We start from the raw sequence: 26,730 nt of genomic DNA on the forward strand, positions 1-26,730 counted from the left end.
AATTATGGTTCTTTGATTCGTTCTGCTTATGACTCTCCCATTATAAGTATGATAGTATCGAACATGTATAAAACATAGGTTATAACATAACTAAAAGGGTGTGCGACAATGAAAAAACGTACGAAGACCATTATTGCAGTCATTGCAGGAGCTGCTATTTTAATAGGAGGAATATGGATGATAAACGAAAGCCGATACCCAAACGTCCCTGCTTTTGATGATCACTTTACGCGTGAATTCTTAAACAAAGATAAAAAAGTGGATGACGGGTTTTATGAGTTTAAGTCGAAGACAGGGCAGTATACGATGTGGTTTCCGGAGGAGTATCAAATGTTGCATGATGCTTCAGAGTATTACTCTATAAATGGAAAATCATATGAAAATTGGTCTGCTTCATATAGGAATATCGATGAAAAAAATAAATCAATATACTATATTAAAGCTGAATTTTCAAAGAATGATAAGAAATCTGAACCTGTTTATGTGAAGGGATTATTTGAAGAGCAATTAAAGAACAACAATCCTAAAGAAATAGAAACTTCACATACTCGCATATATTATGACTATGCTTATGCATATTTCAAGGGAACTGAAAGGCATGTAGTACATAACAGTAAAATCCATTTACCTAATACTTATACTGCTTATGTAGCAGATAAAAACTCTAATAAGGTTATAGAATTTTCATACGATAGTATAGGTGAAGGTACAGAAACTAGCCAAGAAAAAAGGAAGTTATGGTTTTTGACAATATTAAAAAGTATTAATTTTAGCGAGGGTAAAAGTCGTGAGTGAAAAACCTTTATTAAGTAACGATATAAGAAATAAAATAACTCAGCTTGAGTACAGTGGATTATCAGGAAAAGAAAAAGAGATTACAAGGATTTATAAAGAGGCTACAGGTGAAAATCCACCTAATTTTAAAATATATAGCAGCGTTGAAATGGGAATAGGTAACAAATCTGGGTTTGATGGGGCAGCTATTCATTTCCATGATAAAAAACATAATATCAATGAGGTTTATTATGTTTTTAGAGGAACAGAACCTTCTAAAGATTTTGGAGATGTTGTATATGATGCTTTAGGGATTGGAGCAGGTAAAAGTACTCAACAAATCAATGATGCAAAAAAAATGTATCAGCAAGTTGAAACAAAGATTAAAAGTTCTGATGAAAAACTTAAAAGGTATGGTGATGGACACTCCTTAGGAGGACATTTAATAGTAACTTTGAGCTTAATAACAAAAAGTTTTAAAGATATAAGGGCATTGAATGATGCACCAGTTAATTTAAAACAATTAGAAGCTTTAGATAAAGAATTTGAATTGTATGTGTTTCACCAGACTGGGAAAAAAGATGGAATATCTTCAAAGAAATTAACAGAACTAGCCAACACCTACTACGAAAAACAAAAAGCTACCATCAGCCATACCTGGGTAAAAGGTGAACCTATGCATGCTCAATCTTTTCCAAACAGCTGGTATGCAGGTAACAAAGTGACGATGCTTGGAGATTTAGATACAGAAGAAATGATTAACATTGGGAAATATCCTTTTCAGAAAGAAGCAAAATGGAACCCAGTGTATATGATAGACCAATTCCGTTATAACCTTGGAGTAAAGACAACATTAGGCGGTTTAGGGTTTGTTAATGATCATGTGAAACAAGAAACGTTGCTTAACTTGCCAGAAACACGTGATCAATACCTTGAGAGTGTAAAAAGATATCCTTTTCTTCATTTTGGAGAGATTAAAGCAGGTATAGGAGTAGGAGCAGTAGTAATGGTAAATACATTTACTAGCCCTGGAGCAACATTTCAGCTTGTTAAAGGAATATCTCAAAGTAAACAAGCAAAACTCCACGGAATTAATTATGTTGTCAAATACACAGAAGCTAATGCTATGAAGACGTATTATCAGGTTTTTGATTCAGGATCTCAGGAAGAAATCTTACTAGATTATGAACAAATGAAGAAGTTTGTTTATTACTGTGCTAATGCCATTAAAGATAAAGAAGCAAACTTAAATGCACTAAAGCAGTATTTACATAGTGAAATTAACGAAGTCTTCGAAGCTAAGAAGAAAAAGTTAAAAATGAAGATATCCAGAGAAGAAGCTTCTCCCCAGTCATTTATGGAAAAGGCAGATAAAGACGGCGCTACTCTCGCTTGGTTTGGACAAAAGCGTGTGGCTGAAAAAGTGACGTTTGACAAAACGTTTGACCCGCTAGACGATAGTGTATTTACCCCTGTTGAAGAAATTATTTCTTCTATTCAAGAGGAAGTTACATACTATCAAAAGTTTCTTGAAGCGTTCTTCCAAAATTTCGAGAAGATGATGGAAGCTGACGAATCGGTAGCTTCAGATATTAAAAGCATGAAAGAAGTAGTAGGGGGGATTTAATTGTTTGATTTTACACACACAGGAACAACGAGCGGTAAATACATGTTTGAATTTGATGGTGACGACTTCAAAGACGAGCAGGCAAAAAGGATTAAAGAGTTAATCAAAAAGGATCAAGAAGTAAATGAAAAGCTTTGGCATGCTAAAAGCTATTTAGAAAACCAAACGGGTGAGTTTGCGGATGCGGTTAAAAGTAAATTAGAAGCAGCAGAGCGGGGATATACGCTACGAGCTCAGCAGTATGATACTGGAGCATTTCAGCATATTATGAGTTTTATGCATTCTATTAAAGATATGCATAAGAGAGAGTACGAAATTCGATATAAAGAATCAATGGATGAAAGTGAATTAACATAAGGGATACTGCTATTCCTCAGACAGTGGTCTGAGGGATTTTTATATGTTGAACAATTTACATTAAGTCCCGTTTATTTCAAAAGAGTAATAAAGGGAGTGTAGGACAATAAAAAAACGTACGAAGACCCTTCCCGCAATCATTACAGGAGTCGCTATTTTAATAGGAGGAATATGGCTGATAAACGAAAGCCGCTACCCAAATGTTCCAGCTTTTAAAGATCATTTCACTCGTGAGTTTTTGAATAAAGATAAAAAAGTAGACGATGGGTTTTATGAGTTTAAATCAAGGACAGGACAGTATACGATGTGGTTTCCAGAAGAATTTGTAATAGCGAATGACGATGGTCAAGGCTATTCAAAGAACGGACAAAATTATGAAGATTGGAGAGCCTTATCGACTAAAAAATACAAAGGGGAGAATCTAATTGGTCAACTGAACTTGAAATTTTTTGAGCGGAGTATCAAAGATGAAGCTGTGTTTGTAGAGTCTACTTTTAAAAGAAGATTTCACGCCAATAAACCAAAGGTAATAGAAACGAAAGATAAAAAAATCTACTATGATAATGCCTATACTTACTTCAAGGGTACGGAGGAGAAAGTAATTGAGGATAAAAGTAGTTACATACCCAATACATATGTTGCCTACGTAGTTGATGAACATTCAAATAAGACAATTGAAATATCTTATGACTCTATAGGTAATAACTTATCAAAAAATGAAGGTGACAAAACAAATAAGCAATTTTTAAAAATGTTAAAAAGTATTCATTTTAGACCAGAAAACAACGGAGATGTCAGAGGATGAAGAAACGTACGAAGACTATTATTGCAGTCCTTGCAGGAACGGTTATTTTAACAGGAGGAATATGGCTAATAAACGAAAGCCGCTATCCAAATGTCCCAGCTTTTGATGATCACTTCACCCGTAAGTTCTTGAACAAAGATAAAAAAGTAGATGATGGTTTTTATGAGTTTAAGTCCAAGACTGGCCAGTATACGATGTGGTTTCCTAAAGGCTATCAGCTTATAAAGGAGAACGGAGAAGATTACGTAATAAACGGTAATTCTTATGAAAGGTGGATAGCGAAAGAGGTGAATAACAAAGCTGGAAATGCTGGGGGAAGTTATATGGAAATGACATTTTCAAACGCAAGAAAGGCTGAAAATGAATCCTTTACTGTAGACAATATGTTTAAAGAACAGCTAAATGTTACTAAGCCTAATACGTTTGAAACTTCTAGTACAAGAATCTACTATGATTCAGCTTATACATATTTTAAAGGAACACAAGAAGTAATTATGCATCCTAATAAAGAACATGCTCCAAATACATATATAGCATATGTAGCGGATAAACATTCTAATAATGCAATTGAACTGTGGTTTGATAAAAGTGAAAAAAGCAGAAAGAATGATGAAGTAGAAGAGAAAAAATGGTTCCTAACAATATTAAAAAATATTAAGTTCCGTGAGGGAAATGAAGCTTAATAAAGCTCATGTTGAACGATAATTTAAGAAATAAATCAATTTAGCTTAAATACCAAAACCTATCTAGTAAAAATAAAGAGGATGTGCAGATATGAAAAAAAGGATGAAGACCATTATTGCAGTCCTTGCAGGAACGGTTATTTTAACAGCAGGAATATGGCTGATAAACGAAAGCCGCTATCCCAATGTCCCTGCTTTTAATGATCACTTCACGCGTAAGTTCTTGAACAAAGATAAAAAAGTGGATGATGGTCTTTATGAGTTTAAGTCAAAAACTGGGCAGTATGCGATGTGGTTTCCAGAGGAGTATCAAGTTTTACATAAATATCGCGAGGATTACACTAGAAATGGCGAATCATATGAAAATTGGTCAGCCTCTTATATTAAACCCTACGAAAATGAACAACAAACGTACGCTATCAAGGCTGAATTTTCCGAGAACGACACGAAATCAGAATTAATTTATGTAGAGAGTTTATTTAAAGAACAATTAGACAGTAAAAAAACTAAACAGTTAGAAACCTCTCATACAAGAATTTATTATGATTATGCCTATACATATTTTCGTGGTACTAACCAACATATAGTACATGACAGTAAAGAAAATCCGCCCAACCTTTATGTAGCATATGTAGCAGATAAAAGCTCTGATAAGGTAATCAAATTAATATATGATAGTGTAGGGGAAAATACAGAAACAAATAAAATGGATAGAAAGAAATGGTTTTTAAAAATGTTGCAAAGTATTAAATTTGTTAAGGGAAATTAATTATAAGCAAAAGCTTTTTTTAGCATAAGCGCAACAAATCAAAATGCTAAAGACTATTCAATATATAAGGATTAAAGTTTGTTCCAAACGATAAAGTAGAGGGGACGCCGATGAAAAAACGTTCGAAAGTTATCATGATAGTTATCACAGGAGCCGCTATTTTAATAGGAGCAATATGGCTGATAAACGAAAGCCGCTACCCCAACGTTCCAGCTTTTGATGATCACTTTACGCGCAAGTTCTTAAACAAAGATAAAAAAGCCGATGATGGGTTTTATGAGTTTAAGTCAAAGACCGGGCAGTATACGATGTGGTTTCCAGAAGAGTATCAAGTTTTACATAAAAAGAGAGAGGATTATGCTGTAAATAATGATTCCTACGAGAGCTGGTGGGCTGTCTACAATGAAGAAGTTGAAGGTAAAACACAAGCGAATTATATAAAAACTGAGTTTTTAACCAGTAATCCTGCAGATGAGAGTATTCACGTTGAGGCTTTATTTAAAAGAAGATTTGGATTAAGTGTTACTAATAAGATTGAAAATTCACAGACGAGGATTTACTATCAATCAGCTTATATTTATTTCAAAGGAACAGAAAAGCGTGTAATAGTAGATGAGAAGAAACATATTCCTAATACATACTTGGCATATGTAGCAGATAAGCATTCTAATAAAATAGTACAGATTTCCTTCGATAGCAGCGATAAATATAAAAGTGGTGATGAAGACAAAAGACAAGAATGGTTTTTAAAAATGCTGAAAAATATTCGTTTTAATGAGGGGAAATAGTAGAGAATTTATAGAGAAGAAGAGGTAACAAGTTAGATGAAGAAAGTTATAGGATTTGCTTAGCTGTAGGTGCAATATTTTTTGTAATGTCTTGAATGGGCTGTTATCCTTGGTTTTCCAACTAGCATCTATTTATCAACATGAGCAATTTGTCTATGATTACAAGCCAACGATAACAGGTTATTGCGCTAAGTATATAGTAAACGTAAATTTCACATATTAGGTGTTTCTAGCGGTTGATTGGAGGGCAAGACAAGGAGGCTCAGCGGCCGCCCGCGGAAAGCGAAGCCATGCACGGAAATCAAACGCGGTGTCCCAAGCAATCTATACTAGTCCCTTTATTTAATTTGCTCATCTTTAGATGGTGCTGAGCTGCTTATGTCTCAATCTCTTGTTTGAAACATCCTTTACAGCCTATCTATCAAAAGCATAAAAGTCTCTAAAACACTTCTTTGTTGCTATCGTAAGCCTCCAGCAATTCCAAAAATACTAAATCACTTAATGGAATCTCTTACTTTTAATGGACAATTATCTGTTTTTAGGATATATTTTTATAAGTTTAGGTTATGGAAGAAATAGTATATTGAAAACGAAAGGTGATTAAACGAAAGAATGGATGCTCATGTTTTAAAGGAACTGACGTATGAAGACTTTCAGTTTGTATATCAGCCTATTTATGCGCTGGATTCGTGGGAGACGCTGGGTTTTGAGGCTTTGCTGCGCACAGCTTTCGCAAAAGGGCAAATTGAAGAGTTGTTTTCACTGGCAAGACGCCATAATTATTTGTACAAGCTTGATACGATGGCAATTGAAGGGGCTATAAAGAACTTTCCGTTTGAGGTATTGAAATCTGAGAATTTATTTATCAACGTGTTTCCATCTACTCTTCTCCACCCGCATTTCCAACGGTTTTTAGCATATCTGTTGAACACCTATAAAAATGCGAAACATCGTATTGTATGGGAGTTAAATGAAACGCTTCATGAAAAAAAATTATGGGAATCGCCTGCTCTTTTTGCCCGAGTAATGAGTTTGAAAGAGGCCGGTTTCAAAATTGCGATTGATGATTTTGGAGCAGGGGCCGCAGCGATGAGGCAGGTAAGCATGTATGAGCCTCACTATATGAAATTGGACCGAAGCTATGCTGAAGGACTAGCCGACTGCAAGCAAAAGAAAGATCTGATTGATTTGCTTGTTAATTATTATCCGCATACGAATCTCATTTTAGAAGGCGTTGAACGAGATAAAGATTTAGCCGCAGCGATTTCGTTAAACCTACATGCTGCTCAAGGCTATTTACTGGGAATGCCGCAGTCAATCTCTTCCTACTTAACTTATAATAAGTACCGCAGTTTATTCAGACGAGAAAGGCTATTGAACTCTTAAACCATAAACTTCACGGAATAGATAATTTATCGTAATATGAGAACGGGTAATTAGACTTACATGCAACGCAGATATCTTGAATTTTTATAAAATTATGTGATTTTGTACGATTGTTAAAATATTTTAAGAGATAAAGAAGACGTGTTGGTTTGGGAGAATGAGTGAATGGCATATCAAAACAAGACGTTTAGTGAAATTCCAAAGGCAGATGGAGGATATTTAGTATGTATAGTGAAGGGGTATTCCAATTTTATTTTATGAATATGCCGCAGCCTGTTATTTTAATTCAGCAAGAAAAACATCAGCTGTATTATAAAGAATGTAACAAGGCAGCTCAGCAATTCTTTGACAAAATGGAAGACAAGATAATCAACAAAGAAAAAAATCTGCTTTTTTACACACTTTGTGAAAAAGCCATTGCCACGAAAGAACCGATTCAATATCAATACATACAGCTTTTTCAGCCCGACCGGCATGCATATGAAGTAACTTTTACTCCTCTTTTTAATCAAGCGACAAACCCTTCACATGTCCTTGTCATGGCTCAAGAAATTCATTATAAAAAAACACAGGAAGAGAGCACGCGCTTGCTCGATGCATTTCTAGAAAACACGGTAGACGCCATTCTAATTGCTGATTGTGATGAGAAGGTCTTAACAGTCAATGGAGCGTTTGAAAAGCTATTTCAGTGGAGAAAAGAAGAAGCTATAGGAAAAAGCCGTCAAGAGATGAACATCGTGTCAAAGAAAGAGGAACAAGAAAGCCTTAAATTAATAGCAGAATTGAAAAATGGCAAGACGCTGTCTCCTTATGAAACAGTCAGGTACACAAAGAGCGGCGAAAGGGTGTGTGTATCTGTTAGCTGTTCACCGATTTATGACTATCAAAATCAACTGGTCGCCTATTCAGTGATTTACCGAGATATCACAGCTATTAAAAGATTAGAATTAGAGCTCATAAAAAGCAAACAGTGGTACAAATCGCTATTTACAAACCACCACCACGCAGTTTGTATGCTGAATTTGGACGGCACAATTTTAAATATCAACAGCGCATTCTTAGAAACGTTGCAGCTTTCTGCAAGCGATGTGCTGCATAAAAATTACCGAGACATTGCTAAAAGACTGGGAGCCTGTAATTACAAACGCTGGAATGTATATGAAGAAATCAGCTATTGCACAGAGCTAACATTCCGAAGAAGCCAACATTCTATACAACATGTGTATATTACAACGATTCCTGTCAAAGTAAATAATCAAACGGTTGGCGCCTATGCAATCTTACACGATATTACGCCTCAAAAAGAAGCAGAAGAACAGTTGGCGTATACGCTGAAAGAACTTGAAAATATAAAATATGCGCTTGATGAATCAGCTAGCGTTATGATTATAAATGCAAGTGGGACTATTACCTATGCAAATGATATGTATGTACAGTATTCAGGTTATGAAAAAGAAGATTTAGTAGGGAAGTATTATCGAGATGCAGGGCTTAATCATGATCATCATGAGCTGCTTGAAACAATAAAAAGCGGAAAAGTATGGCGAGGACAGCTTGAAATGGGGACGAAGCATCATCAGTCATACTGGGTATCGAAAACAATTGTGCCGTTAAAAGATATAGACGGAAATGTTACTCATTATGTATCCATTCATAATGATATTACTGAACAAAAAGCGCTAGAAAATAAACTTCATTTTGAAGCCACTCACGATAGTTTAACAGGTCTTCCCAACCGGGCAATGTTATTAAAAGAGTTAAACAAAGTAATTGAAAAAGGGCAGCAAAAAAGCGATGAGTTTTTTGCGCTTTTGTTTCTTGACTGTGATAATTTTAAGCAGATTAACGATGAATATGGTCATCATATAGGCGACGAATTTCTAAAAGCATACACGAAGAGATTAAAGAGCTGTGTGAGGAAAGGCGATCGTATTTATCGTTTGGGCGGAGACGAGTTTATCATTATTTTAAACGTAACAAACCGACGAGAAATTGAACAAATTGCTAAGCGAATTCACGTATCTCTTCAGCAAAGCTGGAATGTACGGGGCTATTGTTTGCGCACCACAACTACCATCGGCGTCTCTATTTATCCAGAAGACGGGGAATCGACTGCTTCATTATTAAAAAATGCAGATGATGCGTTATATAAAGGAAAAAGAGAAGGGAAAAATAATTATATCCTCTATCAAACGTAAAAAAAGCCTCCAAAGAGGCTTTTTTACTTTATCCATGTTTTTGCCCACTTGCTGACGGGTCCTAAGATCATACCAAGCTCTGATCCTTTTTTAGTTAAGATATATTCAATACGAACCGGACGTTCAGGAATAACGTGCCGGATTACAATTCCTTCTTCTTCTAACTCTTTCATTCGTTCGGTTAACATTCGTTTACTTAAAGAGGGAATGCTGCTGTGAATTTCACTAAAGCGTTTAGGACCGCTCATCAGGACATAAATAATTAATCCATTCCATCTTTTTCCTATTATATCAAACGTTTTCCACACTTTTGGACATAACTCATCAAATTCATTCATTCATGCCACCTACTTTATTGTATATAGGATATTAAAAGTAACCCTTATAATGTTATTATATACTAGCATTTGGATAATGAAAAGGCTATCTTTTTTTATTTTCAAAACTTTCAGTAGCTTGGAAACGCTGTATTGTAAAGTTTTTAAAAAAAGTCACAGAATCGACATATTATTATTGACGTATCAAGAAAAAAGGTCTAAGATTGGTTACATAAAGTTACCTAGTTAAATAAAAGGTACTTTAAATTTACAATTACATCAAGAGTTTGAGAAAGAAGGTTAGTATCAAATGGATATCCTTTTGGCTATTCTTCCTGCGATTTTCTGGGGAAGTATTGTCCTGTTCAACGTTAAATTGGGCGGAGGTCCTTACAGTCAAACGCTTGGAACTACAATTGGTGCGCTGATCTTTTCAGCCGTTATTTATTTCGTAGTTCATCCAGTGTTGACGCCGCTTATTTTTATTGTCGGAATCGTTTCAGGATTATTTTGGGCAGTTGGGCAAAGTAATCAGTTGAAAACGATTGATTATATTGGTGTTTCAAAAACCATGCCAATTTCAACTGGTATGCAGCTTGTGACAACATCACTGTTTGGTGTTATCGTGTTTCACGAGTGGTCAACAACAACAACCGTTATTTTAGGCGTGTTAGCTCTTATTTTTATTGTTATTGGTATCGTGCTAACATCACTAGAAAGCGAAAAAAACCCAGAGCAATCTGGACAATTCAAAAAAGGGATTATTACCCTTATTGTTTCAACAATTGGATACTTAGTGTATGTAGTTGTCGCTCGTTTATTTAATGTAGACGGCTGGTCGGCACTATTCCCACAAGCAATTGGTATGTTAATTGGTGGACTTATACTTACTTATAAACACAAACCGTTTAATAAATATGCAATTCGCAACATTATTCCAGGCCTTATTTGGGCAGCTGGTAACATGTTCTTATTTATTTCTCAACCTAAAGTAGGGGTTGCAACAAGCTTCTCATTATCACAAATGGGAATCGTTATTTCAACGCTTGGCGGTATCTTCTTACTTGGAGAAAAGAAAACAAAGCGTCAGCTTATTTCAATTACGATTGGTATTGTGCTCATCATTTTAGGTGGCGTATTCCTCGGAATGGCTAAAAGTTAACGTTTACGTAAAAGTTAATGATAGTATGTATGAATGAATGAAAACACTAGGAGGATTTTATTATGTATACAGATTTAAAAGATAAAGTAGTTGTAATTACAGGTGGATCAACAGGTTTAGGTCGCGCAATGGCTGTTCGTTTCGGTCAAGAAGAAGCAAAAGTTGTTATTAACTATTACAACAATGAAGAAGAAGCTTTAGATGCGAAAAAAGAAGTAGAAGAAGCAGGCGGACAGGCAATCATCGTTCAAGGCGACGTAACAAAAGAAGAAGACGTTGTAAATCTTGTTCAAACAGCTATTAAAGAATTCGGTACATTAGACGTTATGATTAACAACGCTGGTGTTGAAAACCCAGTTCCTTCTCATGAGCTATCTTTAGACAACTGGAACAAAGTTATTGATACAAACTTAACAGGTGCATTCTTAGGAAGCCGTGAAGCAATTAAATATTTCGTTGAAAACGACATTAAAGGAAACGTTATTAACATGTCTAGTGTTCACGAAATGATTCCTTGGCCATTATTTGTTCACTACGCAGCAAGTAAAGGCGGTATGAAACTAATGACGGAAACATTGGCTCTTGAATATGCGCCAAAAGGTATCCGCGTAAATAACATTGGACCAGGTGCGATGAACACACCAATCAACGCTGAAAAATTCGCAGATCCTGTACAACGTGCAGACGTAGAAAGCATGATTCCAATGGGTTACATCGGTAAACCAGAAGAAGTAGCATCAGTTGCAGCATTCTTAGCATCATCACAAGCAAGCTATGTAACAGGTATTACATTATTTGCTGATGGTGGTATGACGAAATATCCTTCTTTCCAAGCAGGAAGAGGCTAATATAGTTTAGAATCGATGTAGAAAAAAGAGACATGGCAAAAAGCGCCATGTCTTTTTTTTTCTATACCTAAGAGAATTTCACCCCCCTTTCGGGGTTGGTGAAATTCTCCTAGGTAAAAGCTTTTAAGAACTTTTTAAAACCTTTTTAGAAAGGTTCAAGGGAGCTTTTTGTGCTTCCCTTATAAGTTTATTGTATTAGCCAGCCATTTTTTTGTTAGACGATGGCTGGTTTTTGTCTTTTAGTTTGCTGAAGATAAAGGCTAGCACTGAGCCTGAGATGTTGTGCCAGACGCTGAAGATGGCGCTTGGGACAGCGGCTAGCGGCGAAAAGTGAGTGGAAGCGATAGTGACACCGAGCCCTGAGTTTTGCATGCCAACTTCCATTGCGACCGCTTTTTGTTTGGCTAAATCCATTCCGCATAAGCGGGCAAAGAAGAAGCCGATTGTAAAACCAAGAATGTTGTGAAGCACGACTACGGCAAAAATGATACCACCCGTTTTAGCAAGCTGCGCTTGGCTTCCTGCCACAACGGCAGATACAATCAAAACAATTGCGACTACTGAAACAAGGGGAAGAGCTTTGGAACTCGCTTCTGCAGCTTTTCCAAAAAACTTTTTGATCGTAAATCCAAGAGCAAGCGGAATGATGACAACTTGTATAATGGAAATAATAAGAGACATGATATCAATATCGACCCACTTGCTTGCAAATAATAAAATAAGAAGCGGTGTAACAATCGGTGCTAAAATGGTTGAAACAGAAGCGATAGCAACTGCGAGCGCAACGTTTCCTCGAGCCAAAAAGACCATTACGTTTGATGATGTGCCGCTTGGACAGCAGCCTACTAAAATAACGCCCACTGCTATTTCTTTTGGTAAATCTAAGCCAATCGCCAAACCGAATGCGAGAAGCGGCATAATGATAAAATGTCCTACCACGCCTAGTGCTACTTCTTTCGGTCTTCGAAATACTTCGCTGAAATCAGACGCTGACAGCGTTAACCCCATTCCAAACATGACAATTCCTAAAAGCGGAACGATATACTTTCCAATCCATACAAAGTGCTCTGGGAATGAATAGGCAATAACGGAAATTAAAATAACCCAAAGCGTAAATGTTTTTCCTGCAAATGTACTGATTTTCTCTATTGTTTTCATCTGTACGATACCTCCTGCGAACTATAAGAAGAAATTATACTATTTATTCAGAAAAATGAAAACAGTATTTTTGTAAAATAGTACAGAATATTTTATCTTTTGGAGATTATTTCAGTTTAAATGCAAGCATTCCTTCATTGAATGGACAGAATATGTGGTAATATAAAGAAGTTAGTTTTAGAAAGTCGGAGGAGTTTAGTCATGAAATTTATCTATATTTTGTCTGTCCTTCCGTTCGTAGGCATATTAGGGTTTCTTCCCTTTGTTAATGAAGTCACTCCGTTTGTTCTCGGTATGCCGTTCAATATGTTTTGGATGGTGATATGGGTGGTGCTTACGTCCATTATTTTAGGGGTTATGTATAAGCTTGATCCCAGAAATCGGGAAGGGGAAGAAGAATGAATAGTGCACTTATTATTATTTTACTATTTTTAGTGGCAGCTATTTTTCTTGGCATACGATCAACTAAAGGCAAGGATATGAACTTGGAGCAGTGGACGGTAGGCGGACGCGGTTTCGGGGCGGTTTTAGTATTTGTGCTGATGGCCGGAGAAATCTATACAACGTTTTCGTTTCTAGGCGGAAGCGGATGGGCTTATGGAAAAGGAGCTCCTGCACTTTATGTCTTAATTTATATTAGCTTATCATATGTCTTATCATACTGGCTTCTTCCTGTTATTTGGAAGTATGCAAGAGATCATAAGCTCGTCTCGCAGCCTGATTTTTTTGTAAGCAAATATAAAAGCCCTTACCTTGGTGTGCTTGTAGCTGCTGTAGGAGTGATTGCGGTCATTCCTGTTATTGTTGTGCAGTTAAAAGGATTGGGAATTATTGTATCACAAGCATCATACGGCGCCATTTCAATGCCGGCAGCCATTTGGATGGGAGCTATCAGTTTAACGCTGTATGTGATGATATCCGGTATCCACGGTTCTGCATGGACGGCCGTTATTAAAGACATTATGATGCTTGCTGTGATTGGATTTTTAGGTATTTATTTACCTTTTCATTATTACGGAGGATACGGTCCAATGTTTGAAGCGGTGAATACAGCGAAGCCAGGATTTTTAAAGTTTCCTGAGCAAGGATTAAGCGTCTCGTGGTTTATTTCGACCGTTATTTTACTAGTACTTGGTTTTTATATGTGGCCGCAGGTGTTTAGCTCAAGCTATACAGCGAAAAATGCAAAGGTATTTCGTAAAAATGCAATCATTAGTCCTCTTTATACCTTAATGCTGCTCTTTGTGTTTTTTGTTGGGTTTGCAGCTATTTTAAAAGTTCCTGGTTTAAGCGGAGGAGACGTGGATCTTGCGCTATTACGGATCTCAATCCAAACGTTTGATCCTTGGTTTATTGGAATTATAGGAGGAGCGGGTTTGCTGACAGCGCTTGTGCCGGGATCGATGCTGTTAATGAGTGCGTCAACGCTGCTGGCTAAAAACATATACAAACCGTTTGCGCCTCAAGCAAGCGAAGCGCGTATTGCTCGTTTAGCGAAAAGCTTTGTACCAATTGTGGCTCTCATTTCCGTTTACTTTACGCTAAACGGGGGAACGACGCTATCAACAATTATTTTGATGGGCTATAGTCTAATGACACAGCTGTTTCCATCTCTGCTTTTCAGTTTGAAGAAAAATAACTTTGTAACGAAACAAGGAGCAGCATGGGGGATTGTTGCTGGAATTATTGTAGTGGCCTATATTACAATCAGCGGCTCTACGATTGGTACGTTATTTCCATCCCTGCCTCAGCAAATGAAGGATATCAACGTCGGATTTATTGCGCTGCTTATCAACTTTATCGTAATGTGGGGAGTCAGTATGCTCACAAAGCAAAACGAAGCTGGGACAAAAGTATATTAGACGAAGTGAAAAACGAACCATTGATCAACACATTTGATTAGTGGTTCGTTTTTTTGTTAGGGTCAACGGTAGACCCTTCTAGCAGTTGATTGGAGGGCAAGACGAAGACTCCTGCTTGAAAAGCGGAACAAGTGAGACCCCACAGGAGCGCAAGCGACGAGGAGGCTCAGCGGCCGCCCGCGGAAAGCGACGTCTTGCACGGAAATCAACTGCGGTGTCACAAGCGGTTCAGCTCATGTCTACCGTTTGTTCGTCTTTAAATTAGATTCATCTCATTATGTCTCAGCCTCGTTTTTTCTAATCAAACAGCAAAGAGCCAAAGGAATAGGATCATCCTTTGGCTCTTTACGTGGCTTTTAACCGATAATTTGTAAAATTTCCTACATCAACTAATTTACGCTAAAGCGGGAACTCGGTCGTTATAGTAAATAACTTCCGATAGGATCTTACACCCTTTAATCTCCTGAAATGTCTTTTTCGCCTCTACCTCTGATTCAAATTCAAACATAGTCGGACTTTGGTTTTTCGAGTAAACGGTAATGATCCACATTGTAAAATAAGCTCCCCCTGTAAAATAATAGTTTTCCTTTTTAGTGTAGCTATCAGGTGATGTAATAATAATTGAATAGTTGTGATACAGCCTCACATTTTAAAAGGTACTTCTACTATACAACAAAAATTACAAAATAAAACAAGAAAATCTAAAAAACTACAAAGAATAATGAAAGAGAATAAATAACCGTTTATATATGGGCTATATTTATAAATGGAAGTGAGAGTGTAAAAAATATAGGAAGAGCGATTGTCTTTTAGATTGCTAAACTATATACTTATGTTCAAAAAGTGCAGGACGTGAACGATGAAAGTTGATACGGTAGTAAAAAAAGATGTTTTACTCATTTTGGTGATGATAGTTGTTGTGCCGCTAGCAGGAGAGCTTAAATATTATCCTTTTCATGATACGTATAGAGTCAGCTTTGCTGTGCCCATTTTTTTCTTTTCACTGCTGCTTTTAAGAAAGGTATCTCCTGTAATACCAGGTATTTTAGTTGCGAGTGCTATAGTGGGCTTTCGAATGTACCTTGATTGGTATAATTACGAATCATTTGATTTTCTGCATTCTTTGCAGATTCGATGCTCAGCAGGGATTTATTATCTTGTTTATGCCATTGCTTTTTCTTGGTTTAAGATTAACGATTTTCATTCAAAGCCGTGGATTATTGGCATATGGAGCATCATCATCGAAACGGTTTCAGGCGGCATGGAACTGCTTTGTATGTATGTGATGGTTCACCATCATATTGTGTTTCCGGAGTTCATGCAAATTTTTATTGTAGGCGTCTTTCGAAGTTTCTTTGTTTTATGTCTGTTTAGCATGATCAAGCTTTACGAAGGGCAGCTGAGAGAACGGCAAATCTCTCAAAAAAATGATCAGCTGCTTGTTGTGCTTTCAAATTTGTATGAAGAATCCATTCATTTGAAAAAAACGCTGCAAGACGCTGAGAGAATTACGAAAAAGTCGTATGATTTATATGAAGAACTACACGAAGCAGATATCCACCAGCTTACTTCGCTGCACGAATTTAGCCAAAAAGCATTACAAATTGCAGGAGAAGTACATGATATTAAAAAAGACAATCAGCGGATATCAGCAGGACTGTCCAAGGTCATTACAAAAGAGGAATTTTCTGAGTATATGGAAATCGAAAGTCTGCTTCAAATCGTCATGCGCAGCAATGAAAAGTACGCGGCGATGTTAGCAAAAGATATTCATTTTTCATATTCGGTTCTAGGGGAGCATCCTCGCTATCACGTGTACTTGTTTTTATCATTAATTAATAACTTAGTAACGAATGCAGTCGAAGCAATTGAAAAAGAAGGCGCGATTATTATCGACGTATGCCGAGAGGAAGACCGCATTTTACTATATGTAAGAGACAGCGGTCCCGGTGTAAAAAAAAGGCATGAACGTCTCATTTTTAAAGCGGGATTTACATCCAAATACGCAAAGGACGGGACGCCTTCTACAGGTCTTGGGCTTGTCTACGTTAAGCAAATGACCGAGCAGCTGGGCGGGAGTATTCAATTTATTAATCTGTCTCCAAGCCCCGGTGTTCAATTTACTATAGATTTACCTATTTCTACGTTAATGGGGGATAAGGACTAATATGCGATTTTATATCATAGATGATGACGAAGTCTTTCGTTCAATGTTAGCCGAAATTATTGAAGATAATGATCTGGGGGAGGTTATAGGAGAAGGAGAAGACGGGATCGTGTTAAATGATCAAGTTTCTTTATTGCAGCAGATCGATATTTTATTTATTGATTTATTGATGCCGATTCAAGACGGAATCGAAACCGTGCGCAAAATAAAGGATAGTTTTAAAGGGAAAATCATTATGATGTCACAGGTAGAAACAAAAGATTTGATTGGAAAAGCCTACTCGCTTGGCATTGAATACTATATCACGAAGCCGCTTAATCGTATGGAAGTGCTCATGGTCATTCAAAAAGTAATTGAACGAATTCATGTTCAACAATCAATGGAAAAAATCCAAGAATCGTTAAATACCGTACTTAATATAGGAAACCAGCAAAAAACGCCTGCTTCTGGTAAAAAAGAAAGCGATCCGGCAGAAGCGTGCAGGTTTCTTTTAAGAGAACTTGGGATTTTAGGAGAAAGCGGAAGTAAAGATTTAATCGAAATCATCAATTACCTGCATCAAACGGAAAAAAGCACGATGTATGAACAGCATTTTCCTTCTCTCAAAGAGATTTTTGAGAAAATTACCGTGAGAAAGCTTGGTTCACCTTTTTCAGAAGACGTCCTGCAAAAAGAAATGAAAGCAGCCGAACAGCGAGTCAGAAGAGCCATTTATCAGTCTTTAAATCATTTGACTTCTCTTGGAATGGTGGATTTCTTTAATCCTAAATTTGAAAATTACGCTTCTAAGTTTTTCGATTTTTCAATGGTGCATCAGCGCATGAGAGATATAGAAAAAGGAACGGGCAAAAGCAGTACGCCAAGTCGTATAAATGTAAAGAAATTTATTCAAATGCTCTATTATGAAGTCAAACAAACGCTGTAGCAAAAAAACTACAGCGTTTTCATTTTGTAATTTTCTAAAAACTTTTTTGTTAGTTTCAGTAGGTTTGTGTTAGATTTTGTGATGCCTATGATAATGTAATCTTATGAATAAAAGAACTACTTAATAAACAGTTCTTAATGGAATTGTATCTGTTGAATACAGTAAGTGCAAATAAACAGCTTCGAGCTGTTAGAAAAAAGAAGGAAGGTGCAAAGATATGTTCAAAAAGCTTGGATTAGCAGGACAAATTCTAATTGGTTTGATTGCAGGTATTATTGTAGGGGCCATTTTTTACGGAAATCCTAAAGCAGTTGAAGTACTGCAGCCAATTGGAGACGTATTCATTCATTTAATTAAAATGATCGTGGTGCCGATTGTTATATCTAGTATCATTGTGGGCGTTGCGGGTGTTGGTGATATTAAGAAGCTTGGTAAATTAGGCGGAAAAACAATTCTTTACTTTGAAATCATTACAACGGTTGCCATTGTTGTAGGCTTATTGGCAGCTAACTTGCTTCACCCTGGTACTGGTGTGGACCGCAGCGGTCTTGAAAAATCAGATATCAGCAGCTACACATCAACGGCAGAAGCTACAGAGCAAAAAGGATTTGTAGAAACATTTGTTCACATCGTTCCAACGAATGTATTTGAATCAATTGCTGCAGGCGACATGCTGCCAATTATTTTCTTCTCGGTCCTATTTGGACTTGGAATTGCATCAATCGGTGAAAAAGGAAAGCCGGTTCTAAGATTTTTTGAAGGCACGGCAGAAGCGATGTTTTGGGTAACGAATTTAGTTATGAAGTTTGCACCGTTTGGCGTATTTGCATTAATCGGTGTAACCGTATCAAAATTTGGACTAGCGTCTCTGATTCCGCTTAGTAAGCTTGTAATTGTTGCTTACGGCACAATGATTTTCTTTGTATTAGTGGTACTAGGACTTGTAGCTAAATGGGCAGGCGTTAACATCTTCCATTTATTAAAAGTGCTAAAAGATGAATTGCTGCTAGCATTTTCAACTGCAAGTTCAGAAACAGTATTACCGCGTATTATTGCAAAAATGGAAAAGTTCGGATGTCCTAAAGCAATTACATCTTTTGTTATTCCGACGGGATATTCGTTTAACTTAGACGGATCTACTCTTTATCAAGCGCTTGCTGCGATCTTTATTGCGCAAATGTACGGTATTGATATGAGCATCACACAGCAAATTTCACTGATATTAATTTTAATGGTTACATCTAAAGGAATTGCAGGAGTTCCGGGCGTATCGTTTGTTGTACTGCTTGCAACGCTTGGATCTGTAGGACTTCCGGTAGAAGGGCTTGCTTTTATCGCTGGAATTGACCGTTTGTTAGATATGGGACGTACAGCGGTAAACGTAATTGGAAACTCACTTGGTGCAATCGTCATTTCAAAGTGGGAAGGTCAATTTAACGATAAAGACAAGGAAGCTTATATTAACGAAGTAACGAAAAAAGTATCGTAATTACAAACGTATTTTAGTTGAAGGAAGATCCGAACGAGTAATCGTTCGGATTTTTTCGTTTGAATTTGCTTTGAAAAGTTGGGAATAGTAACTAAAGATGAAAAACAAATGATTGATACAAGGAGGTCACAACATGGGAAGAGCAAATAATCACAAATCATCACATAACAACAAAGGGTCACTGCCTCAAACACCAAAAGAGTTAAAAATTGCTCCGGATCAAGCAAATGAAGAATTTTCACGCGAGTTAGCGCAGCATCATGATGCTAAAGCGAAACAGGACTTAATTTTGAAACAGCAAAAAGAAAAGTAAAAGAAAAAAAGCTGAGACATAATGAAATGAATCCAGTCTAAAGACGAATAAATGAGATACATGACCTGGACTGCTTGTGACACCGCAGTTGATTTCCGTGCAAGGCTTCGCTTTCCGCGGGCGGGCGCTGAGCCTTCTCGTCGCTTGCGCTCCTGCGGGGTCTCACCTGCTCCGCTTTTCCCGCAGGAGTCTTCGCCTTATCCTCCAATCAACTGCTAGAAGGAACGAAACAAATAATACTATGTTCACAATCACAAAAAAACGAACCACTAATCAGACATGCTGATTAGTGGTTCGTTTTTCCCTAAGTGAAAAATGCTTTTGTCCCATTCTCTTTTTGATAAACAACTAAAGATAAAAATTCCTAAGTAACCATTTTGTAACATTATTTAATCATAGCGTAATAGTTTTTGAGGCTTTTTTCATTATAATTAAACCGAACACATTGAAAAATAGATTCATAGAAACGTAACGTTCGGTTACATAATGGAGGAAAAAAATGAAAAAAGCCATCATTGGGTCTATAACGGCAGCTGCAGTTTTATTTAGCGGAGCCAGTCCGTTTATTGCACCTGCTCAAACAGTAGAAGCAGCGTCATATTCATACAAAGATACGGCTATTGCTACTGGTAAAAAATTAATAGGTGTTCCTTATAAATGGGGAGGCACAACAACAAAAGGTTTTGACTGCTCTGGATTTATTCAATACATTTTCAAAAAAGCTGGAAAAACACTTCCGCGCACAACGGAACAAATGTATCGAGTAGGGACAAGCGTTTCAAAAGCAAAGCTTCAAAAAGGAGATTTAGTTTTCTTTCAAACGTATAAAAAAGGTCCTTCACATGTAGGCGTGTACTTAGGGAACAATCAGTTTCTTCAAGCTTCTACGTCTAAAGGCGTGACAATTACATCTCTTAGCAACAGCTACTGGAAAGCACGTTATATTGGTGCAAAACGGATTTAACCATCCGTCATTTTTTTGGAAAACAACACTACATTATGTAGTGTTGTTTTTGTTTGCATATACATAACATATTGCCGATATTATTTTTAACGTTTTATACAAAAAAACCCATATTCTGTGAGATAATAGCGTTAATACATTTTGTACTTTAACATAAGGAATATCCCACTCTATTCGAAAGTTTGGTGAGCGAAGATGAAGCGCTTAGTATGGAGTTATGGAATAGGTATTGTTGCAATAGTAGCAGTACTCTCATTTTTCTTTATGATGAAAGGTCAAACAGAGAAAGCCGTCGTTAGCGGAGATGTACCAAAAGTTCATGCGCAGGGAGAAAGAGTGAAGCAGCCCATCTCACAGTTCCAAGCAGTACAGCCTCATGAAGCAGGTAATGAAGTGAAAAATGTAAAAAACAACATGCCTGAAAAAGCGGATCCTCCTCCATTTTTAGTCTACATTGACCCTGGTCATCAAGCTCAGGCTAATCTAGAGAAAGAGCCAATCGGGCCGGGAGCAGCAGAAACAAAAATAAAAGTTTCCGGAGGCACATCAGGTGTGGTGACCAAGAAGCCGGAATACAAGCTGACGTTGGAAGCCTCTATGATATTAAAACAGCTTCTCGAAGAAAAAGGCATAACCGTAAAGCTTACTCGCAGTTCTCACGATGTGAATATCAGCAACCGGGAACGAGCGGAGCTTGCGAATAATTCAAAAGCTGACTTACACGTACGTATCCATGCAGATGGTTCTGAAAATACTTCTGTAAAAGGATTTTCTGTGCTCACTCCTGCAGAAGATAATTCCTATACAAAGTCTATTTATCAAAGCAGTTTACAAGCATCTCAAGCTATTCTGACAGAGGTGGAAAAAGATCAGTTTGTCGAAGTGGACGGCATTCGCTATCGCAGTGATCTTTCAGGATTTAACTGGTCGACTGTACCCGTAACGCTAGTAGAGCTTGGGTATATGACGAATTCAGAAGAAGACCGGAACCTGTCTGATCAGGCTTACCTTACAAAGCTGATGAATCATGTTGCAGACGGTATCGTGGCATATGAAGGAATGACAAAATAAAAGGTGGAAAGACCTATAAAAGCGTGTGACTAAATCAATTGATTTATGTCACACGTTTTTTTTGTCGTTCATATGATATAAAAAAGCGTTTTTTCGACAAAAAAATGGACGAGCAGAAAAGAAAACTAGGTAAAATGCTTTAATTTTTATAGAACTGTGTCGATATAACGAGAGATATTAAAATGCGTTAGACAGTACATGAAAATGGGGGAACAAGATGAGAAAGTTAACGGCATTAGCTTTAGTACTAAGCGTACTGCTGTTTCAATTCACGCCGCTTGCTAGCGTGAAAGCTGAAACGGTAGAACCAGTTGTGTCTGTAAAATTAGTAAACTATTTAGGAAATCAGCATGCAATTACAATTAAGCCGTCTTATTTATACACTATTAAAAACTCGGATTTGGTCTTAAATGCAAATACAGAGTATACGGTAACCGCAACAGCTCAAGGTGTCACTTTAAAACAAGGAAGCACTGTCTTAGGTGAATTTACAAGCTTTGAAATTACACCGTCTCTTTATAAAAATCCCGTATCTATTAACGGCAGACAGTATTTAGGGGACGTGGCGTTTACAAATGAAAAGGGAACGTATGTCAGACCTGTTAATACGCTCCCGATTGAAGACTATTTAAAAGGCGTTGTGCCAAATGAAGTCTATACATCTTGGAATCTGCAAGCTTTAAAAACTCAGGCGGTAGCAGCAAGAACATACGCAATGAGCTATGCAGGAAAAGTAATCAATGACACGGTAAGCTATCAAGTATACGGTGGCTATACGTGGTATGACAGTACAAACCAAGCAGTAGATCAGACATTCGGACAAGTAGTTACCTACAATAATAAATTAATCAACGCCGTTTTCTCATCAAGCAACGGGGGAAGAACCGAATCAAACAGCAACGCTTGGGGAGGGACTCAGCTTTCTTATTTCCCGGTGAAAGAAGATCCATACGATAAGCAGACGCCGTGGACGTTAGCTATTCAAAAAACGCAAATTGATTTAACAGGAAAAGATTTAGCTAACTATAGCGCTTGGTGGAATACGGTTTCTGAAAAAGATAAAACCGTTACAGATAATTTGAAGTCATGGTTAGTAGCCAATAAGCATCCTGGTAAAACGATTAAAATTACGTCTATTCCAAAGGTGAGTTTTTATGCTCCTTCATCAGGAGGTCGTGTGACTAAAGGTGCAATTACAGTGGACTACCTCGTTAAAGGAGATGTAGACAGTTCGCAAAAACTAGTGGTTCATCATTTGGAATTAAAAGATTTAACATCGACGAAGCTAAAATCAATGTTAAACAGCCGTGCGATGCTTAGTCTGCTTGTAACGGAAACAAATGAAACAAGCACATCAACGACTTTTAATGGTAAAGGAAATGGACACGGTGTTGGAATGAGTCAATACGGTGCTCAAAAAATGGCAAGCCTAGGAAAAGACTATCGTGAAATTTTAGATTTTTATTATCCAACGACTACTCTTTTAAGTTTTTATACAACAAAATATCCGCGGAAAGAGCAGGAGCAAGAACCACCGAAAGATACGGTTGCACCTGATGCACCTTCAGTTAATGCGTTAGGAGATAACCAAACATCGCTTACGGGCGTGACAGAACCAAATGCTTCTGTTATTGCAAAAGTGGAAAATGAAGTAATTGGAACGGGTCTTGCTGACGAAGCTGGAAAATTTGCAATTACGATTGCCAAGCAGCCAGCAGATACAAAAGTGTCTGTAACGTCTAAAGATGCAGCTGAAAATGAAAGCACGGCTACAGTAGTGAGCGTAACGGATCAAACGCCGCCTTCTGTTCCAATTGTAAATGAAGTAAGTGACGAAGATACGACCGTAACAGGCGTAACAGAAGCAAACGCTGTCGTGACGGTAAAAGCAGGCGATGCAACATTCTCTGCAGTAGCGGATGGTAACGGTACATTTACTGTTTCAATTCCAGTACAAATAGGCGGAACAACAATAGCGGTAAGTGCAAAAGATAAAGCAGGAAACGAAAGCCAAGCCCCTTCTTTTGCGGTTAAATCTACGTTAAAAGCACCGCTTGCACCCAAAGTAAATGAAGTAAGTGATCAAGACACAATGATCAAAGGAACGGCTGAAGCAAATGCGACGGTCATCGTTAAAAACGGAAGTCTTCAGCTTGCAGCAAGCAACGCAGATGCCAAAGGAAATTACAGCATCTCGATTGCGAAACAAAAAGCAGGAAGCACGCTGTACGTGACGGTTCAAAATGCAGGTGGAACAAGTTCAGCCGCTGCGGTGACCGTACAGGATAAAACGGCACCAGCTGCGCCAAAAGTAAATGCAGTAAGTGATCAAGATACAAAAGTTACAGGTGCAGCAGAAGCAAATTCTACAGTTACGGTAAAAGTAGGAACTACAACTGTAGGAACGGCTAAAGCAGGTGCAAATGGAGCGTTTTCTGCTTCCATTTCTCATCAAAAAGCGAATACAAAGCTAAGCGTACAAGCAAAAGATGCAGCAGGAAATAGCAGCACTGTATCGACTGTAACTGTTACGGCAAAGCAAAAAGCTCCGGTAAAACCAACAGTTAATGAAGTGAGTGATCGAAGTACAGCCGTTACGGGTACCGCAGAAGCAAATGCGGCGGTTGTCATTAAAAACGGAAGTCTTCAGCTTGCAGCTGGTAAAGCAGATGCTAAAGGAAATTACAGCATCTCGATTGCGAAACAAAAAGCAGGGAGCACCCTGTCTGTGACGGCTGGAAACACAGCGGGCGTGAGTCCAGCTGTAACTGTAACTGTGCAGGATAAAACAGCACCCGTTACACCAAAAGTGAACGCTGTAAGCAATCAAGATACAGTCGTAACGGGAAGCACAGAAGCGGGCGCGGAAGTGCATGTGAAAATTGATAAAAAAGTAATTGGCAAAGGAAATGCGAAATCGGATGGAACGTTTAGCATCACCATTCCAAAGCAGCCTGCTGCTACAAAATTAGCTGTTATTGCAAAAGATGCAGCTAATAACTATAGCTCCAATGCGTTTGTAACGGTTAGTGCCGTACAGACAAAACCAGCGCTTCCAACCGTTAATACGCTTACTGAAAAAAGTACAGCGGTAACGGGAACAGGAGAAAAAAATGCGTCTATTTATATTAAAGTAGGCGGAAAAATTATTGCGAGTGGAAAAATTGATGGAAACGGCAAGTTCAGCGTGAAAATTCCTGCTCAAAAAGCAGGAACAGAAGTGACGGCCGTGCTGCAAAATAAAGTAGGATACAGTCCGTATAAAATTGTAAAAGTGCAAGATACAACGCCGCCGGCACCTCCGGTGGTTGATGCCGTTACGTCTTTGTCTACATTTATCTCGGGAAAAACAGAAGCAAATGCCGTGATTACGATTAAAAGCGGCACAAAGCTGATCGCATCGGGCAAAGCAGATACTAAAGGGCAGTTTAAAGTAACGATTCCAAAACAAACAGCAGGCGTAAAACTGGCTGTTACAGCAAAAGATGCAGCTAATAACTACAGCTCCAACACGTTTGTAACGGTTAGTGCCGTACAGACAAAACCAGCGCTTCCAACTGTTAATACGCTTACTGAAAAAAGTACAGCGGTAACGGGAACAGGAGAAAAAAATGCGTCTATTTATATTAAAGTAGGCGGAAAGATTATTGCGAGTGGAAAAATTGATGGAAACGGCAAGTTCAACGTGAAAATTCCTGCTCAAAAAGCAGGAACGGAAGTGACGGCAGTTCTGCAAAATAAAGTAGGATACAGTCCGTATAAAATTGTAAAAGTACAAGACACAACCCCGCCGGCACTTCCTGCAGTGAATGCCGTTACGTCTTTGTCCACGTTTCTCTCTGGAAAAACGGAAGCGAATGCTGTGATTACGATTAAAAGCGGTACAAAAGTAATCGGATCAGGCAAAGCAGATAGCAAAGGCCAGTTTAAAGTAACGATTCCAAAACAAAAAGCAGGCGTAAAACTGGCTGTTACAGCAAAAGATGCAGCTGGAAACACAAGTTCAGCAGTCAATATAAATGTTAAATAAAAACAAAAAAGAATTCTCTGCGGAGGATTCTTTTTTTTAGTGATTTTTAAGTGGGATAGAAGGTTACTAAAAGGTTACCTTAGAACTTTGAAGTGCCTAACTTACTTTAAAGTGGGTTCTATCTTTTTCTTTTTTTCTGTTTCATAATAACAAATGTAAAGAAATTAGCAGGGGGTTTTTTATAATGAGTAATCATTTGCAAGATACAGTAACACTTCATAACGGAGTCAAAATGCCTTGGTTTGGATTAGGTGTATTTAAAGTAGAAGAAGGGCCTGAATTAGTGAGCGCCGTGAAAACAGCTATCGTCAAAGGCTATCGCAGCATTGATACGGCAGCTATTTATGGAAATGAAGAAGGTGTAGGAGAAGGAATTCGCCAAGGTCTGAAAGAAGCAGGTCTTTCACGCGAAGACATTTTTGTTACATCAAAAGTTTGGAACGCAGATTTAGGCTATGAAGAGACGCTAGCTGCTTACGAAACAAGCTTACAAAAGCTTGGCTTAGAATATTTGGATCTATACTTAATTCACTGGCCGGTAGAAGGCAAGTATAAAGCAGCGTGGAAAGCATTAGAAACGCTGTATAAAGAAGAAAAAGTAAGAGCTGTAGGCGTAAGTAATTTTCAAATTCATCATTTAGAAGACTTAATGAAAGATGGAGAGGTTAAGCCTGTTATTAACCAAGTGGAATATCATCCTCGTTTGACGCAAAAAGAGCTGCATGCTTTTTGTCAAAAGCACGATATTCAGCTAGAAGCATGGTCTCCGCTTATGCAAGGAGAATTGTTAGATAACGATGTGTTAAAAGAAATTGCTGAAAAACACGGCAAATCAGTTGCTCAAATTATTCTGCGATGGGATCTGCAAAACGGAGTTGTAACGATTCCAAAATCCACAAAAGAACATCGTATTGTTGAAAATTCATCGCTATTCGATTTTGAATTGGATACTGAAGACGTAAGTAAAATTAATGAATTAAACCAAAATCACCGAGTAGGTCCAGATCCGGACAACTTTGATTTTTAATAGAAGAACT

The 26,730-nt window shown here is 37.7% G+C and carries 26 protein-coding genes; 24 read left to right on the forward strand and 2 right to left on the reverse strand.

Features of this window, described 5'->3' with window-relative positions; translation table 11 throughout:
* Positions 1-108 precede the first annotated feature (108 nt).
* The 10 genes from ACNHOZ_RS14120 (at position 109) to ACNHOZ_RS14165 (ending at position 9,387) form a co-directional block, all read left to right on the forward strand.
* Complete coding sequence (locus ACNHOZ_RS14120) at positions 109-795, forward strand: hypothetical protein (RefSeq protein WP_048020149.1); 687 nt, start codon at positions 109-111, stop codon at positions 793-795.
* The gene (locus ACNHOZ_RS14125) at positions 788-2,401 is read left to right on the forward strand and encodes a DUF6792 domain-containing protein (protein ID WP_098248559.1); all 1,614 of its coding nucleotides are present in this window, start codon (positions 788-790) and stop codon (positions 2,399-2,401) included. The genes ACNHOZ_RS14120 and ACNHOZ_RS14125 overlap by 8 nt, the downstream gene beginning before the upstream one ends.
* A complete protein-coding gene (locus ACNHOZ_RS14130) occupies positions 2,402-2,758 on the forward strand; it encodes a hypothetical protein (RefSeq protein WP_155726339.1) in 357 nt (118 codons plus the stop codon).
* Between the two features lie 304 nt (positions 2,759-3,062).
* Positions 3,063-3,563: a hypothetical protein gene (locus ACNHOZ_RS14135; RefSeq protein ID WP_308012840.1), complete on the forward strand. Its 501-nt coding sequence runs from the start codon at positions 3,063-3,065 to the stop codon at positions 3,561-3,563.
* The gene (locus tag ACNHOZ_RS14140; protein WP_028412277.1) at positions 3,560-4,246 is read left to right on the forward strand and encodes a hypothetical protein; all 687 of its coding nucleotides are present in this window, start codon (positions 3,560-3,562) and stop codon (positions 4,244-4,246) included. Before ACNHOZ_RS14135 ends, ACNHOZ_RS14140 begins: the two co-directional genes overlap by 4 nt.
* Before the next feature lie 91 nt (positions 4,247-4,337).
* Positions 4,338-5,015 carry a hypothetical protein gene (locus tag ACNHOZ_RS14145; protein WP_255899559.1) on the forward strand — a complete coding sequence of 226 codons (678 nt, stop codon included), beginning with the start codon at positions 4,338-4,340 and terminating at the stop codon, positions 5,013-5,015.
* A gap of 110 nt (positions 5,016-5,125) precedes the next feature.
* Complete coding sequence (locus tag ACNHOZ_RS14150; RefSeq protein ID WP_063248222.1) at positions 5,126-5,803, forward strand: hypothetical protein; 678 nt, start codon at positions 5,126-5,128, stop codon at positions 5,801-5,803.
* Positions 5,804-6,039: 236 nt separating this feature from the next.
* Positions 6,040-6,174, forward strand: a complete 135-nt coding sequence (locus ACNHOZ_RS14155) for a hypothetical protein (RefSeq protein WP_447697249.1) — start codon at positions 6,040-6,042, stop codon at positions 6,172-6,174.
* A gap of 241 nt (positions 6,175-6,415) precedes the next feature.
* On the forward strand, positions 6,416-7,189 hold the full coding sequence (locus tag ACNHOZ_RS14160) for an EAL domain-containing protein (protein ID WP_255899564.1): 774 nt from the start codon (positions 6,416-6,418) through the stop codon (positions 7,187-7,189).
* A 224-nt stretch (positions 7,190-7,413) separates the two neighbouring features.
* Positions 7,414-9,387, forward strand: a complete 1,974-nt coding sequence (locus ACNHOZ_RS14165) for a sensor domain-containing diguanylate cyclase (RefSeq protein WP_063248220.1) — start codon at positions 7,414-7,416, stop codon at positions 9,385-9,387.
* A gap of 23 nt (positions 9,388-9,410) precedes the next feature.
* Here ACNHOZ_RS14165 and ACNHOZ_RS14170 read toward each other — a convergent pair whose 3' ends face one another.
* On the reverse strand, positions 9,411-9,725 hold the full coding sequence (locus tag ACNHOZ_RS14170; protein WP_013055757.1) for a winged helix-turn-helix transcriptional regulator: 315 nt from the start codon (positions 9,723-9,725) through the stop codon (positions 9,411-9,413).
* 289 nt (positions 9,726-10,014) lie between these two features.
* Here ACNHOZ_RS14170 and ACNHOZ_RS14175 point away from each other — a divergent pair, with 289 nt between their 5' ends.
* On the forward strand, positions 10,015-10,866 hold the full coding sequence (locus ACNHOZ_RS14175; RefSeq protein ID WP_028412283.1) for a GRP family sugar transporter: 852 nt from the start codon (positions 10,015-10,017) through the stop codon (positions 10,864-10,866).
* Positions 10,867-10,928: 62 nt separating this feature from the next.
* Positions 10,929-11,714: a glucose 1-dehydrogenase gene (gdh, locus tag ACNHOZ_RS14180; RefSeq protein WP_014461262.1), complete on the forward strand. Its 786-nt coding sequence runs from the start codon at positions 10,929-10,931 to the stop codon at positions 11,712-11,714.
* A 195-nt stretch (positions 11,715-11,909) separates the two neighbouring features.
* Here gdh and ACNHOZ_RS14185 read toward each other — a convergent pair whose 3' ends face one another.
* Positions 11,910-12,872, reverse strand: a complete 963-nt coding sequence (locus tag ACNHOZ_RS14185) for a bile acid:sodium symporter family protein (protein WP_013055760.1) — start codon at positions 12,870-12,872, stop codon at positions 11,910-11,912.
* A 201-nt stretch (positions 12,873-13,073) separates the two neighbouring features.
* Here ACNHOZ_RS14185 and ACNHOZ_RS14190 point away from each other — a divergent pair, with 201 nt between their 5' ends.
* The 12 genes from ACNHOZ_RS14190 (at position 13,074) to ACNHOZ_RS14245 (ending at position 26,720) form a co-directional block, all read left to right on the forward strand.
* Positions 13,074-13,274 (forward strand): DUF3311 domain-containing protein, encoded by a 201-nt coding sequence (locus ACNHOZ_RS14190; RefSeq protein WP_034269918.1) that lies wholly within the window; start codon positions 13,074-13,076, stop codon positions 13,272-13,274.
* The gene (locus ACNHOZ_RS14195; RefSeq protein WP_447697173.1) at positions 13,271-14,734 is read left to right on the forward strand and encodes a sodium:solute symporter family protein; all 1,464 of its coding nucleotides are present in this window, start codon (positions 13,271-13,273) and stop codon (positions 14,732-14,734) included. Before ACNHOZ_RS14190 ends, ACNHOZ_RS14195 begins: the two co-directional genes overlap by 4 nt.
* Positions 14,735-14,819: 85 nt before the next feature.
* Complete coding sequence (locus tag ACNHOZ_RS14200; protein WP_243495527.1) at positions 14,820-14,999, forward strand: hypothetical protein; 180 nt, start codon at positions 14,820-14,822, stop codon at positions 14,997-14,999.
* Between the two features lie 594 nt (positions 15,000-15,593).
* Positions 15,594-16,901 (forward strand): sensor histidine kinase, encoded by a 1,308-nt coding sequence (locus tag ACNHOZ_RS14205; RefSeq protein WP_033578240.1) that lies wholly within the window; start codon positions 15,594-15,596, stop codon positions 16,899-16,901.
* A gap of 1 nt (position 16,902) precedes the next feature.
* Positions 16,903-17,826 carry a response regulator gene (locus ACNHOZ_RS14210; protein WP_275211538.1) on the forward strand — a complete coding sequence of 308 codons (924 nt, stop codon included), beginning with the start codon at positions 16,903-16,905 and terminating at the stop codon, positions 17,824-17,826.
* A 217-nt stretch (positions 17,827-18,043) separates the two neighbouring features.
* Positions 18,044-19,315, forward strand: coding sequence for a cation:dicarboxylate symporter family transporter (locus tag ACNHOZ_RS14215; RefSeq protein WP_028407730.1), 1,272 nt, complete (start codon positions 18,044-18,046; stop codon positions 19,313-19,315).
* Positions 19,316-19,448: 133 nt separating this feature from the next.
* Entirely contained in the window at positions 19,449-19,628 is a 180-nt protein-coding gene (locus ACNHOZ_RS14220; RefSeq protein ID WP_013055768.1) for a YfhD family protein, read from the forward strand.
* 51 nt (positions 19,629-19,679) lie between these two features.
* Complete coding sequence (locus ACNHOZ_RS14225; RefSeq protein ID WP_275211536.1) at positions 19,680-19,847, forward strand: hypothetical protein; 168 nt, start codon at positions 19,680-19,682, stop codon at positions 19,845-19,847.
* A 280-nt stretch (positions 19,848-20,127) separates the two neighbouring features.
* Positions 20,128-20,592, forward strand: a complete 465-nt coding sequence (locus tag ACNHOZ_RS14230) for a C40 family peptidase (protein WP_013055770.1) — start codon at positions 20,128-20,130, stop codon at positions 20,590-20,592.
* Positions 20,593-20,787: 195 nt separating this feature from the next.
* On the forward strand, positions 20,788-21,663 hold the full coding sequence (locus ACNHOZ_RS14235; protein ID WP_275211535.1) for an N-acetylmuramoyl-L-alanine amidase family protein: 876 nt from the start codon (positions 20,788-20,790) through the stop codon (positions 21,661-21,663).
* Between the two features lie 217 nt (positions 21,664-21,880).
* A complete protein-coding gene (locus ACNHOZ_RS14240) occupies positions 21,881-25,693 on the forward strand; it encodes an Ig-like domain-containing protein (RefSeq protein ID WP_275211533.1) in 3,813 nt (1,270 codons plus the stop codon).
* Positions 25,694-25,877: 184 nt separating this feature from the next.
* On the forward strand, positions 25,878-26,720 hold the full coding sequence (locus ACNHOZ_RS14245) for an aldo/keto reductase (protein WP_165635552.1): 843 nt from the start codon (positions 25,878-25,880) through the stop codon (positions 26,718-26,720).
* Positions 26,721-26,730: the final 10 nt, after the last annotated feature.

The sequence above is a fragment of the Priestia sp. D51 genome (assembly GCF_053345675.1).

Coding starts and splice junctions, on each gene's coding strand:
- ACNHOZ_RS14165 (WP_063248220.1), top strand. CDS start 7,414: ATGTATAGTGAAGGGGTATTCCAATTTTATTTTATGAATATGCCGCAG.
- ACNHOZ_RS14245 (WP_165635552.1), top strand. CDS start 25,878: ATGAGTAATCATTTGCAAGATACAGTAACACTTCATAACGGAGTCAAA.
- ACNHOZ_RS14170 (WP_013055757.1), bottom strand. CDS start 9,725: ATGAATGAATTTGATGAGTTATGTCCAAAAGTGTGGAAAACGTTTGAT.
- gdh (WP_014461262.1), top strand. CDS start 10,929: ATGTATACAGATTTAAAAGATAAAGTAGTTGTAATTACAGGTGGATCA.
- ACNHOZ_RS14150 (WP_063248222.1), top strand. CDS start 5,126: ATGAAAAAACGTTCGAAAGTTATCATGATAGTTATCACAGGAGCCGCT.
- ACNHOZ_RS14205 (WP_033578240.1), top strand. CDS start 15,594: ATGAAAGTTGATACGGTAGTAAAAAAAGATGTTTTACTCATTTTGGTG.
- ACNHOZ_RS14225 (WP_275211536.1), top strand. CDS start 19,680: ATGAGATACATGACCTGGACTGCTTGTGACACCGCAGTTGATTTCCGT.
- ACNHOZ_RS14190 (WP_034269918.1), top strand. CDS start 13,074: ATGAAATTTATCTATATTTTGTCTGTCCTTCCGTTCGTAGGCATATTA.
- ACNHOZ_RS14235 (WP_275211535.1), top strand. CDS start 20,788: ATGAAGCGCTTAGTATGGAGTTATGGAATAGGTATTGTTGCAATAGTA.
- ACNHOZ_RS14160 (WP_255899564.1), top strand. CDS start 6,416: ATGGATGCTCATGTTTTAAAGGAACTGACGTATGAAGACTTTCAGTTT.
- ACNHOZ_RS14145 (WP_255899559.1), top strand. CDS start 4,338: ATGAAAAAAAGGATGAAGACCATTATTGCAGTCCTTGCAGGAACGGTT.
- ACNHOZ_RS14120 (WP_048020149.1), top strand. CDS start 109: ATGAAAAAACGTACGAAGACCATTATTGCAGTCATTGCAGGAGCTGCT.
- ACNHOZ_RS14240 (WP_275211533.1), top strand. CDS start 21,881: ATGAGAAAGTTAACGGCATTAGCTTTAGTACTAAGCGTACTGCTGTTT.
- ACNHOZ_RS14230 (WP_013055770.1), top strand. CDS start 20,128: ATGAAAAAAGCCATCATTGGGTCTATAACGGCAGCTGCAGTTTTATTT.
- ACNHOZ_RS14185 (WP_013055760.1), bottom strand. CDS start 12,872: ATGAAAACAATAGAGAAAATCAGTACATTTGCAGGAAAAACATTTACG.
- ACNHOZ_RS14210 (WP_275211538.1), top strand. CDS start 16,903: ATGCGATTTTATATCATAGATGATGACGAAGTCTTTCGTTCAATGTTA.
- ACNHOZ_RS14135 (WP_308012840.1), top strand. CDS start 3,063: ATGTGGTTTCCAGAAGAATTTGTAATAGCGAATGACGATGGTCAAGGC.
- ACNHOZ_RS14195 (WP_447697173.1), top strand. CDS start 13,271: ATGAATAGTGCACTTATTATTATTTTACTATTTTTAGTGGCAGCTATT.
- ACNHOZ_RS14140 (WP_028412277.1), top strand. CDS start 3,560: ATGAAGAAACGTACGAAGACTATTATTGCAGTCCTTGCAGGAACGGTT.
- ACNHOZ_RS14220 (WP_013055768.1), top strand. CDS start 19,449: ATGGGAAGAGCAAATAATCACAAATCATCACATAACAACAAAGGGTCA.
- ACNHOZ_RS14215 (WP_028407730.1), top strand. CDS start 18,044: ATGTTCAAAAAGCTTGGATTAGCAGGACAAATTCTAATTGGTTTGATT.
- ACNHOZ_RS14175 (WP_028412283.1), top strand. CDS start 10,015: ATGGATATCCTTTTGGCTATTCTTCCTGCGATTTTCTGGGGAAGTATT.